Below are 13,641 nucleotides of genomic sequence, written 5' to 3' on the forward strand. Positions count from 1 at the left end.
AGGATAGAATCGATTGGGGACATCAGCATTGTTTCCTTTAGACAGGTTCTTCGCAAAAACAAGTCTAATGAATGCTGGTCGTCCCCCGTTTATGATGTAGAGCCAAAAGGCCTAACCCACGGAGCCTTCGCTGGGGCCGGATGAAACGGCGTCAAGCGCCACTTGTGGCGACATCCTGTCGCGTGGATGCGCCGGCGGCGCGTCCTCCGCGCTTCAGTAAATCTTGAATCCTCCCGAGCACCAGTTCCGCGGCGGGCGACAGGGTGCGTCGCTGATGATGAAGTACGCTAAATCGTAGGGAGGCCGCAGCCGGGAGCGATACGGGCAAGGACTGCAAGCTGCCTTCGTTGAGCGCCTCAGCGATGGACTCGCGGGTGCTAAACAGCACTACGTCGCTGCCTTGGGCAACCTCGCGCAGCGTCGAGATGCTGTCGCATTCGCAGGCAATCGGCAGATCGTCGGGATCAGCGACTTGATACAGCTTCGCCAGATAGGCGCGCGCGCGTTGTGGTAGCTGTGTGGCCGCCAGACGGTAGTCCGCCAACCTCGCGCGCAGACGACGTGGCGGTACCGCGAGCAGGGGGTGCCCGGCGCGCACAAAAAGGCCACCGTGCTGCGGGGGTAGCGGGTGAACCGTGTAGTCTTTGGGCGGCGGCAGGCTGTGCGTCACGGCGACGACAAAGTCGAGTTTGTCGTGCTGCAGCTTTTCGCGAAGGCGTTGCCAGCTTTCAATTTCGACATGCACCTGGATATCCGGTCGGGTGCGTGCCAGTTCCTTAAGCAGTGGCGACAAGAATGTCGCTGCCGGAAATACACCCACACCCAGATTGACATGACCGGATTCGCAGCCTTTGAGCCGACGCGCATGCCGTTGCAGCTCCGCTGTTTCGGCCAGGATTCTCCGCGCGCGGGTCAGCACCATTTCGCCGGCCTGCGTCAGCTTGACGCCAGCGGGGTCGCGGTCCAATAAAGTCAAACCCACATCGTCTTCTAACGCTTGAATACTGCGACTCAGCGCCGACTGGGTGAGATGCAGCTTCTGCGCGGCGCGCGAGAAGTGTCTCTCTTCACTCAACACCAAAAACTGCTGCAACCCGCGGAGAGTAAGGCTCATGAGTTTTTATCATGGGAAGTGAATCCAATATGCATTGGATTCAGGATGGGCAAGGCGACTATAAAGTAGCGGCGCGGTATCGGCAACGACCGAAACGCAAGCGTAATGATATTGAGCTGTCAGAAAAGACGGCCTGGCCGGAGGAGAGTGATGAAAGCGATATCTTGTATTGACCGTGTGCGCGCAACCGGTGCACGGCTACTCATGATGGCGACCTGTGTCGCGGGGCTCGTCGGTGCGCCCGCGCAGGCGAAGGCGGACAGCACCTGGCCTGCGGCCGGGAAGACGATACGCATAGTGGTGCCGTTTCCGGCGGGTTCAGGATCTGACTCGCTGGCGCGCCTGCTAGCAGCCAAGGTTACTGAACAGACTGGTGCTTCCGTCATCATCGACAATAAGCCGGGCGCTGGCACCATGATCGGTGCGCAGGAAGTGGCCCGCGCCAAGCCCGACGGCTATACGCTGCTATACACCATCGTGGTGACGCATACTCAGAATCCGCATTTGTATAAGAAGCTGTCCTACGATCCGTTCAAGGACTTCACGCCCATTTTGCAAGCCGTGCGTTCCGCCACCGTGCTGGTGGCCAATAAGGATGCACCGTTTGATACCACTGAGCAGATGGTGGCGTATGCCAAGGCGAACCCGGGCAAGCTGAACTACGCATCGTATAGCCCGGGCTCGACGTCCCATCTGAACGGCGAGATTCTCAAGATGCGTACCGGCACAGACATTGTGCACATTCCCTATAAAGGGACGGCCGACGCTTCGCTTGCCCTGCTGGCAGGGGACGTACAGATCTATTTTGATGGCACGAGCACCGCTGTGCAAAACGCCAAGGCGGGCAAGGTAAAGGTTCTGGGGCCTGCCTCGGATAAGCGATTGGCGGTGATGCCGGAGGTGCCGACCCTGCAAGAGCAGGGTATCGAGGGCCTGAACATTGTGGGTTGGCAAGGCCTCTTTGGCCCCGGTGGCGTGCCGCCCGAAACCGCCGAACGCATTGCGACCGTGTTTCGCAATGCGCTCAATACACCACAGGTGACTGAAGCCATCGTGTCGCAAGGCAATGAGGTCAGTGGCGTTGGACCCAAGGAATATGCGGATATTGTGAGGCGCGACTACGACCGTTGGGGCGAGGTCATTCGCGGCGCCAATCTCTCGCTTGATTGAGTATCTGGAGGAATCATGCACGATATCGTCATCCGTGGCGCTTTGATTGTCGACGGCTCGGGAAAGCCGTCCTACACCGGTGATGTGGCTGTCGGGGACGGCATCATCCAGCAAATGGGAGGTAAGGCGGGCGCGGCGCGCCGCGAGATCCACGCAGATGGCTGTCTGGTGACGCCGGGCTGGATCGATATTCACACCCACTACGACGGGCAGGCGACTTGGGATCCGTACCTGAGTCCGTCGACCTGGCATGGCGTGACGACAGCGATCATGGGCAACTGCGGCGTAGGCTTTGCACCCGTCAAACCCGATCGTCGCGAGTGGTTGATCAAGGTGATGGAGGGTGTAGAGGATATCCCGGGTACCGTTCTGTCCGAGGGCATTCAATGGGACTGGGAGTCATTCCCCGAGTATCTGGATGCCTTGGATCGTCGACCGAAAGCGTTGGATATCGGCGCACAGATTCCCCATAGTGCCGTGCGCGCATATGTGATGGGCGACCGGGGCGTGCATCATGATGAGGCCTCGCCCGAGGACCTGCTGCAGATGCGCGAGCTCGTGCGCGAGGCGATGTTGGCCGGCGCCGTGGGGTTTTCGACGTCACGCACGTTCCTGCATAAATACGATGAGCGCAAGTACCCGCCGGGCACGTTCGCCACGGACGAGGAGCTCAGTGCCTTGGGGGGCGTGCTTGGCGAAGTCGGCCACGGCGTGTTCCAGATGACGGCCAATCATCCGGCCATGGAGGCTGAGTTGCCGTGGCTGGAGCATCTGGCCCGCAGCAATAAGCTGCCTGTGCTGTTCAATCTGCAACAGACCGATGGGGCGCCCGATGTATGGAAGGAGATTGCGCGCGCATTGGACCGCGCGCATGCGGACAACCTCCCCCTGATGGCGGGGATCAGCGGACGGCCGCTCGGAATCTTGTTTTCGTGGCAGAGCACGTTGCATCCTTTTATCGCGCATCCGACGTATATCGAATTGCAGAAGCTGCCATTCGATGAGCAACTCCGGCAGTTGCGCGACCCCGCTGTGCGCGCTCGCATCATGCAAGAGGAACGCGGTCTGCTGGATCGCCGGGCACGCACACTCTTTAGCAGCTTCCATAAGATTTACCGGCTGGGCGAGCAGCCCGACTATGAGCCCGAGCCGCACGAAAGCGTGGCAGCCATGGCGCAGCGCACGGGAAGGCCCCCGCTCGAGATCATTTACGATCTGATGCTGGAAAATGATGGCAAGGCCATTCTGTACTATCCGTCATTCAACTACTCGTACGAAAGTCTGGACCATCTGCACCAGCTGATGCAGCATCCCAACACGGTCAACAGTCTTTCGGACGGTGGGGCGCATTGTGGCTATATCTGCGATGTGAGTATGCCCACGTTTATGCTGAGTTTCTGGACGCGCGATCGTAAACGTGGACCATTGCTGTCGCTGGAGCATGTGGTGAAACGCCAGACCTTGGATACGGCCAAGGTGTATGGCCTGCACGATCGCGGTTTGCTACGCGAAGGCTATAAGGCCGATATCAATATCGTGGACCCCGCTGCCGTGACAGTGCATTGTCCCGAAATGGTTTTCGATCTGCCAGCAGGAGGCCGGCGTTTGATACAGCGCGCCGATGGTTATGTGGCGACCCTGGTCAACGGCATGCCGATTTTTGAGCACGGTGAGGCCACTGGAGCTTTACCCGGCAAACTGCTGCGGGGAGGCCGTACGGGCCAGCCGCGTGGCGCACGAGCCTGATCGCATCGGATGGGAGGCCGGCAAACATGATGGTGAAGGAAGCTACCGATGACCTGCGCGAGCCGCTCGATGCGGCAGCGCTGGATACGCTGTTTCGCGACGCGCGGTCGATTCGGGAATGGCAGGATCGCACCGTTCCAATGGATCTGCTTAGAACGCTATACGGCCTCATGCGCATGGGACCGACGGCGGCAAACTGCCAACCTGCGCGTGTGGCTTTCGTCACAAGCGCGGAGGCGAAAGCGCGACTATTGCCGCTCATGGATGAGGGTAACGTCGCGCCTACGCGGCAGGCACCTGTGACTGCGATCGTGGCCTATGACCTGCGGTTTTACGAGCAAATGGCGAAAGTCTTTCCGCATCAACCGGGTGCCGCCTCGTGGTTCAACCATACGCCAGAGGCCGCGCGAGAGGCCGCCTTGCGTAACGGCAGTCTGCAGGGAGGCTACTTCATCATGGCGGCGCGCGCGTTGGGGCTGGACTGCGGCCCGATGGGCGGGTTCGACGCGCACGCGGTCGCAGAGACGTTTTTTCCGGGCCAGCCTGTGGAAGTCAATTTTGTCTGCAACCTGGGTTATGGCTGTCCCGCTCCCTTTCCCCGGCTGCCGCGTTTGGATTTCGAGGAAGCCTGTGTCGTGTATTGATGGTTATCGCGGCTACTGCATGAACGGGCTGTCGTTGTGATGAGCGCCCATGTGCGGATGTCTGCAGGCGACGTGCTTTGCATCGCTGGCGTCGTGATCATATGGGGTCTGAACTTCGTTGTGATGAAGTGGGGCTTGCAAGGGCTCAGCCCTATGTTGCTCGGGGCGCTTCGATATACCGTCGCTTCATTACCATTTCTGCTGTTTGTGCGTGCTCCGACAGTGCCATGGCGATTCGTGGTGGCCTATGGATTGGTTCAAGGCATCGGACAGTTTGGATTGTTGTTCACGGCGTTGGCGGTGGGAATGACAGCCGGTATGGCTTCCGTGGTGATGCAGACGCAAGCCCTATTCACGTTACTGCTGGCCGTCCCCTTGCTGGGCGAAAAAGGCGCGCCGTTGCAGTGGTTGGGGCTCGCGATAGCGGCTATGGGTTTGGCTGCCATTGCTTCGGCGCATGGCGATGCGCCGGGTCAGATGACCATGCTCGGGTTTGTGCTCACGCTCGGCGCTGCGCTGATGTGGGCGCTATCGAATCTCGTCGTCCGCTTTGCCGGCAACACGGGCGCTAAGTACGATCCATTTGCGTTCGTGGTGTGGAGCAGTGCGGTGACCTTGCTCCCGTTTTACGGACTGGCTATCGGCGTGGATGGTGCCGATGCAACCATCAGCAGTTTGTTGAACCTGGGCTGGCGGGAAGCTTTCGCATCTTTATTCTTGGGGCTGTTTGCAACCTTGCTGGCGTATACGCTGTGGACGCGATTGCTTCAGCGTCATCATGCCGGACGCATCTCGCCATTCTCACTGCTGGTGCCCGTGATCGGCCTCTGGGCGGCGGCGGTCGCATTCGACGAGCAGTTGGCGCTTGCGCAGTGGCTCGGTGTGATCGCCATTTTGTTCGGGTTGGCGATTAATCAGTGGGCGGCCAAAAGGCGTATGGCCCGGGGCTAAGCGCCGGACACCTGCTGTGAGTCGCACGTCTGCGGCTCACACCGTGATGGATCGCACGGCGTTTGCAATGCATGGCGCAATCGAGCCTATTCCCTTGCATGGACTCAAGCGCCTGTACATCGGCATGGCCGTGGCCTACTACGGCCTGTGCGACCGGCTCGGGCGATAGGCGAAAACGGACATGCGATTGCCATGGGCGGGGCTCGTAACGTTACAGTCTTGCTGAGTTTGAACTGGTCTTGCCAAAACTTTCGATCTAGGAGTTCTGCTGCGCTGCGCAAGGGCGTACGCGCCACACCGGCGGCATTCAATAATCGTTAAAGGCCGGACTGCGGGGACCCGCATTATTAAAAGATTTCATCCTGCGCGAGAAGATCACTCACTTCGATCATGAGCGCATTCCCGAACGTATTGTGCACGCGCGCGGCTCGGCCGCACATGGCTTTTTCGAGTGCTATGAGCCATTGACCGATATCACCTGTGCGTCGTTGTATGCCGAGGCTGGCAAGAAGACACCCGTCTTCGTTCGGTTTTCAACGGTTGCGGGTGAGCGAGGGTCCAAGGACACGGCCCGCGATGTGCGCGGCTTCGCGGTGAAGTTCTATACAGACCAGGGTAATTGGGATCTGGTGGGAAACAACATGCCGGTGTTCTTTATTCAAGACGCGATGAAGTTCCCTGATCTCGTGCATGCCGTCAAGCCCGAACCCCATCACGGGATGCCACAGGCGGCATCCGCTCACGATACCTTTTGGGACTTTATCTCGTTGATGCCCGAGTCAGCTCACATGATCATGTGGGCGATGTCGGATCGCGGCATTCCGCGCAGCTATCGCATGATGCAAGGCTTCGGTGTGCATACCTTCCGGTTTGTCACCGCCGAGGGCCGCGCGAGCCTGGTCAAGTTTCATTGGAATCCTAAGCTCGGGACACACTCGCATGTCTGGGATGAGGCGGTAAAGATTTCGGGCGCGGACCCGGATTATCATCGCCGCGACCTTTGGGAAGCGATCGAGGCGGGGGCCTATCCGGAATGGGAACTCGGCGTACAGGTCTTTAGCGAAGAGCAGGCAGAAGCCTTTAGCTTCGATGTGCTGGATGCGACTAAGCTGATCCCCGAAGAGCTTGTGCCGATACGGCCTATCGGGCGTATGGTGTTGAACCGAAACCCAGACAATTTCTTTGCCGAAACCGAGCAGGTTGCGTTTTGCACCGCGCATGTCGTGCCGGGGATCGACTTTACGAATGATCCGCTGTTGGCGGGGCGGATTCATTCTTATGTGGATACGCAGATTTCCCGGCTTGGCGGACCCAATTTTCACGAGCTGCCGATCAACGCGCCGGTCGCGCCCGTGCATAACAATCAGCGTGACGGCATGCACCGCCAGGCGATACATCGAGGGCGAGTGGCCTATGAGCCGAATTCGTTGGCAGGGGGGTGCCCGTTTCAGGCTGGGAATAAGGGCTTTATTCCTTTCCCCGAGCCGGTCGACAGTGTCGAGCTGCGCGGCAAGCCTGAAAAATTCGCGGAACACTACAACCAAGCTACCCTCTTTTATGAGAGCCAATCGGACATAGAAAAGAAGCACATCGCGGATGCCCTGGCGTTCGAGCTGAGCAAGGTCACGGTACCTGGAATCCGTCGTCGCACCGTGGCTATGCTGCGCAATATCTCCGAGGACCTGGCGGCGACGGTAGCGACCAAACTGGGGATGCCAGAGCTTCCTGACCCGTTGCCGCGCGCGGCCGCGCCCGTCAAGCCGGAAATCAAGAAGTCGGCGTTTTTGTCGCTGTTGGCGCGTCCCGGCGAGGGTGGCATTGCCTCACGCAAGATCGCCATCATGGTCGCCGATGGCACGGATGCCGCTTCGGTTCGGTCGATAGCCAAGTCGCTGATCGACAAGGGGGCGGTCGTGCGACTGGTGGGCCCGCATGTCGGTTTGCTGCAGGGGCCAAACGGCGATGTGCTCGATGCGGATGCATCCTTCGAAAACAGCCCGTCTGTGTTGTTCGATGCCGTACTTTGCGCGGGTGGCGATGCAACGGCGGACGCTCTCGTTAATAACGGATTGGCGTTGGAATATGTGCGTGACGCGTTCCGCCACGGTAAACCTTTAATGGCGGTGGGTGAAGGTCGCAAGGTATTCGAGGCGGCAGGTCTGCCGGCGGCCGACGTCGATCCGGGGTTGCTCATCGTGGCGAAATATGACGCGATCGCGGCCAAGGGCTTTATCGCTGCGATTGAACGCCATCGCCATCCGGAGCGGGAAACGGACCCGCCCGCCGTCTAGTAAGGAGCGTGGTTCTAGATAAACCGTGAAGCAGTTCTGTAAGGAGACCGGAGTTGGCCAAGCTGAATATTTACGAAGCGCTGCGGGTCAGTCATGAAGTCCAGAGGACGTTGTGCCGCAGATTGGTGCGTAGCCCCGTGGACGAGACGCGCCGGCGTGACCTGTATCGTGAACTCAAATTGGAACTCGCCGCTCACGCGGCGGCGGAAGAAAGGTTCCTGTACGCTCCTATGTTGATGGACGATATGGGGCTCAATTCCTCGCGCCATGCGCTCGCCGAGCATCATGAAATCGACGAGTGTGTCGAGAAACTGGGGAAGCTAGAACCGGAAGGGGAGGCCTGGCTGACGCAAGCCAGGAAGCTTTCCGAAGAGGTGCACCATCATTTGCGTGAAGAGGAAAAGAAGTTTTTTCAGGTGTCCGGTAAGATCCTCAAGGCCGCTCAAAAGGAAGAGCTCGCGCTCAAATACCTTAAGGACTATGAGCGCATGAAGCTGGAACTCGCTGGCTAAGCTTGCGTTCATCAGCATCTCGGTCCGTTACACGGCTGCCCCTCGCTAGAGGCGCAGCCGTGTTTGCATCGTGGCCCGCTGTACGAGAGCCAGTACGTCACTCGCTTTAAACTAAGGAAACAACGACAGCCGTATTTCCCACCCGACCAAGGCATACGGCATCACAACGAGACAGGAGCGAGGATGGCAGAACAGGAGTATGACTACGTCATCATTGGCGCGGGCACCGCGGGCTGCTTACTGGCCAACCGCTTATCAGCCGATGGCAGAAAGCGCGTCCTGCTAATCGAGGCCGGCGGCAAGGACAACTATCACTGGATACACGTGCCGGTGGGTTATCTCTACTGCATCGGCAACCCGCGCACGGATTGGTGCTATAGCACCATGCCGGATCCGGGTTTAAACGGCCGCACACTCCGTTATCCGCGTGGCAAGACGCTGGGTGGTTGCTCCAGCATCAACGGCATGATCTACATGCGAGGGCAAGCGCGCGACTACGACGCGTGGGCCGAGCTGACAGGCGATGCTGCGTGGTCTTGGCAAAACTGCCTGCCTGACTTTATGAAGCATGAAGACCATTACCGACTCGACGGTGGGCGCCCTCAAGCCGTGGGCGATACGAATTTCGCGCGCTTTCACGGTAACGGTGGCGAGTGGCGCGTGGAAAAGCAGCGTCTGCGTTGGGATATTCTCGATGCGTTCGCCGCGGCGGCTCAACAGGCAGGCATCCCCGCCAGTGACGACTTCAATCAAGGCACCAACGAGGGCGTAGGCTATTTCGAGGTCAACCAGAAATCGGGATGGCGCTGGAACGCGGCCAAAGCATTTCTGCGGCCTGTCTGCATGAAGCGGCCTAACTTTGCCTTGTGGACGCATACACAGGTCGTGAAGTTGACGCTCAAGCAATCCACGGATGGAGGCCTCGTTTGCCGCGGCGTCGAAGTTATACGCAATGGGGCGAGGGTAAGCATCGCAGCACGTGGCGAAGTCATCCTGGCGGCAGGCAGTATTGGGACGCCGCAGCTATTACAGCTGTCCGGAATAGGGCCGGGCTCGTTACTGCAGCGTCATGGGGTGCAGGTCCTGCTGGACAAACCAGGCGTGGGTGCGAATCTTCAAGATCATTTGCAGATCCGCACTGTGTACAAGGTCGAAGGCACGCGCACGCTGAACCAGATCTCTAGTACGCGATGGGGCAAGGCGATGATCGGAATTGAATATGCGTTGCGTCGTACGGGGCCGATGAGCATGGCGCCTTCTCAACTTGGCGCTTTCACCCGTAGCGATCCTTCGCAGCCTTATCCCAATATCGAATATCACGTGCAACCCTTAAGTTTGGATGCGTTCGGAGAACCGTTGCATACCTTCAATGCCTTCACGGCCAGCGTGTGCAACCTCAACCCCACCAGTCGGGGCAGCGTGCAGATCCAGGGGCCCGATCCCGCGCAAGCACCCGCCATACGACCCAACTATCTCAGTACGGAAGCCGATCGGAAGGTCGCGTCGGATTCTTTGCGTGTCACGCGCAAGATCGTGAGTCAGCCGGCGCTGGCGGCTTATCGGCCCATCGAGTACAAGCCGGGTGTGGAGTATCAGACGGATGAAGAGCTGGCCAGGCTGGCTGGAGACATCGCGACCACCATCTTCCACCCCGTAGGCACCGCGAAAATGGGGCGCTCCGATGATCCCATGGCTGTGGTGGATCCACGGCTGAAGGTGTACGGCGTGGCGGGGTTGCGAGTGGTCGACGCGAGTGTGATGCCCGAGATCGTCAGTGGCAATACAAACAGCCCCACGTTGATGATCGCCGAGAAGGCAGCGGGGTGGATACTGGCCGGGCAATGATGCCAATGCACGCAGGCCAGATCAGGAAACCAGCGCCACCGATTTGGCCTGAGCCCACGCACGACTGCCTGGGCGCAGGGCCAAATCCGCCAAGGCGCGCCGGGTGATACGCGCCAGCAGAATCGTCTGGCCGCACTGCAAACGCAGGAGCACCTGCGATGGATGGTGATCCGCCGCGATGGACTCAATGAAGCACGGGAAATGGTTCTGAATACTGGTATGCGCAGGTTCTGTCGTCGTCACGCTGACGTCGCGCGCCAGCACCCGCAGCCGTACACGTTTGCCAATGGGCGAGCCCTCATCGCGCAGCCACAGTGACCCGCCATCGAAGTCGATGCGCGCCAGCTGCCAGGCGGTACTACGCTCGGCCACGACGCCTTCGATCAGCGCGCCGGCGTCCTCCCCGAGGGTCAGCGGTACATCAATGCGCGACAGAATCTCGTGGACCGGACCGGCGGCTTTGACTTTTCCCTGTTCCATCACCACCAGATGGTCGGCCAGACGCGCGAGTTCATCGGCCGAATGCGTGACATAAAGCATGGGCAGATCCAGCTCGTGCTTTAACTTTTCCAGCCATGGCAGGATTTCACGTCGGCGGGGGCCGTCGAGCGCGGCCAACGGCTCGTCCAACAATAACAAGCGGGGCATGGTCGCCAACGCGCGCGCGATGGCGACACGCTGGCGCTCGCCTCCCGAGAGCTGCCCGACGCGGCGATCCAACAGGTGTCGAATTCCCAGCAAGTCGATCGCCGCCTGCAGCATGGGCGTAGCATCCCGGCTGCGCGCACGCTTTCGTCCGTAGTCCAGGTTGCCCGATACATCGAGGTGGTCGAACAGACTGGCCTCTTGAAAGACATATCCGACCGGGCGACGATGGGGCGGTACGAATACCTTCGTATCGTCATCCTGCCAGACTTCATTGCCCAGGCTTACCCGTGCTGCGTGTGCGCGTTCCAGCCCCGCGACGCAACGCAGCACACTGGTTTTGCCCGAACCGGAATGGCCGTATAACACCGTGATGCCCCGGACGGGCAGGTGCTCGTCGATCTCCATTACGAATCCCGCGCGGGGCAGTCGCAGGCGAACGTGTAGATCGCGGCTCATGGCAATAGTCTGCCTTGGCGTCGCCGTAATGCCGCGAGCATCAACAGGACGAGAAAGCTAAACAGCAGCATGCCGGCTGCGAGCCAATGCGCCGACGTATATTCCAGGGCTTCCACATGCCCATAGATCTGCGTCGAAACCACGCTCGTCTGGCCCGGGATATTGCCACCGATCATCAGCACCACGCCGAATTCACCAATAGTGTGGGCCAACGTCAGGATAAAAGCTGTCAGGATTCCCGCCCATGACTGTGGCAGGGCCACCGTGAAGAACGCATCGAGCGGCGAGGCACGCAACGTGGCCGCCACCTCCAAGGGCCGCGCACCTAGCGATTCAAACGCATATTGCATGGGTTGGACGGCGAAAGGCAGGGACGATACGACTGATCCTATCAATAATCCGGTAAAAGTAAACGACCACACTCCCAAACCCAATGACTGCGTAAGCGTTCCCACCGGACCATGCGGCCCGAGCGCGACCAGCAAGTAGAACCCAAGCACCGTGGGTGGCAGCACCAGCGGGAGGGTGACCAGCGCCGATACCGGCGCACGCCAGCGTGAAGCCGAGCGCGCCAACCACCAGGCTACAGGCGTGGCGATGACGAGCAGGACCAAGGTGGTGCAGATTGCCAGCTTGAGCGTGAGCGAGATCGCTTCAATGGTGTCGTCAGTCAAGGGCATTGATGGGGCCACTTATTCCAACGTATAGCCATAATCCCGCAACACGGCAACGGCGGCCTCGCTGCGCAGAAACTTCATGAACGCAGTCGCCGCATCGTTGTGTTCGGCTTTTCCAAGAAGGATGGCATCTTGACGGATGGGTTGGTAGAGGCTCTGAGGCACGATCCAGGCCGAGCCGGATTGCAATTGGCCATCAACATATACCTGCGACAGTGCGACAAAGCCCAGTGGCGCATTACCGGTGGATGCGAATTGGAAAGCTTGGGAGATGTTTTCCCCGACGACAAATTGTGGACGCCATGCTGCCAGACGCCCCAGCCTATCCAGCGTTTGTATCGCGGCGGCGCCGTAGGGGGCAAGTCTCGGATCGGCAATGGCGAGGCGACCAAGTGGTGTGTGCTGCAACACGGCGCCTTGGCCGTCCACCAGGTCGGCTTGTGCGCTCCAGAGCACGAGTCGTCCCAACGCATACGTATACCGCCTGGAGCCCATGCCCTCTTGCTCGAGCTTCGCGGGGATTGTTTCATCCGCCGCCAGCAAGACGTCAAATGGCGCACCGTGGTGGATCTGTGCGTAAAACTTGCCTGTGGAGCCGAACGCAAGGGTGAGCTTATGCCCGGTCTCTCGTTCAAACATCGGGGCGAGCTTTTTCATCGGCGCGGTGAAGTTGGACGCCACCGCGATGAGAGCTTCGGCCGCATGGGCGCTCAATGGAAAGACGAGCGAGAAAACCACGGTGAACAGCAAGCGCCTCATATCTTGTCTGGCTGGGCCGGATGAAAGCGCAAGAATACCATCGGCCTGCGACCGCGAATGATGCTTGAGCCGGCTCACTCAAAGCGATAAATTGACACTTCGGATTCGTTGTTCTTCACAGCGTTTTGCCGCTCTATTTCGGGAGGCAAGTGGATGGATATACTCGAAACGATCACGGCCCATACGGCGGCGCTGCGCCTGCCGCTCTACGCCGTTACGGTGAGTGCCACGCGTAAGACGGACACGCCGTTGATGCTGGTGATGCATTGGCATGGTTTTAGGGCAGACCCGCACGTTTCCGGGGCGCTGCTTTCGGTAGCGGGCTCTGCGGTGCAGGTCAATCAGCGCTGGGATAGTTACGCTGACATCGATCGCGCCACGCTTGACGCTGGATGGCGCTTGGGCGCCTGGGAGGTCGAGCGTATTGCCCGGCCCGCATGGTGGCGGCTGAACGCGCCGGATTCCGAGGCGCTGGCCTGTCGTCGCGCGTTTGCCGATTACTCCGACACGGATTGTGCCGATGAGGCCATGGTAGTCGAAGCGCCAGACCATCAAGCTTTATTGGATTTGGCCGCCCGCCGTGGTTATGTGCGCTGGCTGTTTCGGCCGCGCAAAGGCGGAGTCTGGAGTCAGATAGATGGGGATGACGGGACGCTGGATGCGGATGGCGGCCGATCGATGCCGTGTCCCGTGGCGCCTCAGCCCGAGGGCAGAGAGTTGCGCCGCAGGGTCATATATCGTTTGGGTCACGCGCGGCAACTGCTGATCTGACGGTTTCAATTTGTTGCATTTTTGGCTCTTGAATCCCCGGGCACGGGCCCATAAATC

At 59.6% G+C, this 13,641-nt stretch carries 12 protein-coding genes and 1 pseudogene; 9 read left to right on the top strand and 4 right to left on the bottom strand.

Features of this window, described 5'->3' with window-relative positions; genetic code table 11:
• Positions 1-151: 151 nt before the first annotated feature.
• Positions 152-1,114, bottom strand: a complete 963-nt coding sequence (locus tag GOQ25_RS10405) for a LysR family transcriptional regulator (protein ID WP_160350403.1) — start codon at positions 1,112-1,114, stop codon at positions 152-154.
• Positions 1,115-1,264: 150 nt separating this feature from the next.
• Here GOQ25_RS10405 and GOQ25_RS10410 point away from each other — a divergent pair, with 150 nt between their 5' ends.
• From GOQ25_RS10410 to GOQ25_RS10440, 8 genes and pseudogenes are all read left to right on the top strand, one after another.
• On the top strand, positions 1,265-2,284 hold the full coding sequence (locus GOQ25_RS10410) for a tripartite tricarboxylate transporter substrate binding protein (RefSeq protein ID WP_236844196.1): 1,020 nt from the start codon (positions 1,265-1,267) through the stop codon (positions 2,282-2,284).
• 15 nt (positions 2,285-2,299) lie between these two features.
• A complete protein-coding gene (locus GOQ25_RS10415) occupies positions 2,300-4,030 on the top strand; it encodes an amidohydrolase family protein (RefSeq protein WP_160350404.1) in 1,731 nt (576 codons plus the stop codon).
• Between the two features lie 29 nt (positions 4,031-4,059).
• A complete protein-coding gene (locus GOQ25_RS10420) occupies positions 4,060-4,674 on the top strand; it encodes a malonic semialdehyde reductase (RefSeq protein WP_202109406.1) in 615 nt (204 codons plus the stop codon).
• Positions 4,675-4,731: 57 nt separating this feature from the next.
• Positions 4,732-5,625, top strand: coding sequence for an EamA family transporter (locus GOQ25_RS10425; protein WP_236844549.1), 894 nt, complete (start codon positions 4,732-4,734; stop codon positions 5,623-5,625).
• A gap of 16 nt (positions 5,626-5,641) precedes the next feature.
• The gene (locus GOQ25_RS19370; RefSeq protein WP_202109408.1) at positions 5,642-5,794 is read left to right on the top strand and encodes a hypothetical protein; all 153 of its coding nucleotides are present in this window, start codon (positions 5,642-5,644) and stop codon (positions 5,792-5,794) included.
• Between the two features lie 145 nt (positions 5,795-5,939).
• A pseudogene (locus tag GOQ25_RS10430) lies at positions 5,940-7,916 on the top strand (catalase); the annotation flags it as partial.
• A gap of 53 nt (positions 7,917-7,969) precedes the next feature.
• Positions 7,970-8,428 carry a hemerythrin domain-containing protein gene (locus GOQ25_RS10435; RefSeq protein ID WP_202109405.1) on the top strand — a complete coding sequence of 153 codons (459 nt, stop codon included), beginning with the start codon at positions 7,970-7,972 and terminating at the stop codon, positions 8,426-8,428.
• Positions 8,429-8,611: 183 nt separating this feature from the next.
• Positions 8,612-10,273 carry a GMC family oxidoreductase gene (locus tag GOQ25_RS10440; protein ID WP_160350406.1) on the top strand — a complete coding sequence of 554 codons (1,662 nt, stop codon included), beginning with the start codon at positions 8,612-8,614 and terminating at the stop codon, positions 10,271-10,273.
• 21 nt (positions 10,274-10,294) lie between these two features.
• On the opposite strand, the gene modC is transcribed toward GOQ25_RS10440, so the two are convergent.
• From modC to modA, 3 genes are read right to left on the bottom strand one after another with little or no spacing between them, the layout of a single operon-like run.
• Positions 10,295-11,377, bottom strand: a complete 1,083-nt coding sequence (gene modC, locus GOQ25_RS10445) for a molybdenum ABC transporter ATP-binding protein (protein ID WP_160350407.1) — start codon at positions 11,375-11,377, stop codon at positions 10,295-10,297.
• Complete coding sequence (gene modB, locus GOQ25_RS10450; protein WP_160350408.1) at positions 11,374-12,057, bottom strand: molybdate ABC transporter permease subunit; 684 nt, start codon at positions 12,055-12,057, stop codon at positions 11,374-11,376. Before modB ends, modC begins: the two co-directional genes overlap by 4 nt.
• A 12-nt stretch (positions 12,058-12,069) precedes the next feature.
• The gene (modA, locus tag GOQ25_RS10455) at positions 12,070-12,813 is read right to left on the bottom strand and encodes a molybdate ABC transporter substrate-binding protein (RefSeq protein WP_160350409.1); all 744 of its coding nucleotides are present in this window, start codon (positions 12,811-12,813) and stop codon (positions 12,070-12,072) included.
• Between the two features lie 153 nt (positions 12,814-12,966).
• Between modA and GOQ25_RS10460 the strand changes: the two genes are divergently transcribed.
• Positions 12,967-13,584, top strand: coding sequence for a diguanylate cyclase (locus tag GOQ25_RS10460; protein WP_160350410.1), 618 nt, complete (start codon positions 12,967-12,969; stop codon positions 13,582-13,584).
• Positions 13,585-13,641 lie beyond the last annotated feature (57 nt).

The sequence above is a fragment of the Bordetella sp. 15P40C-2 genome (genome assembly GCF_009763235.1).
GTDB lineage: Bacteria > Pseudomonadota > Gammaproteobacteria > Burkholderiales > Burkholderiaceae_B > Bordetella_A.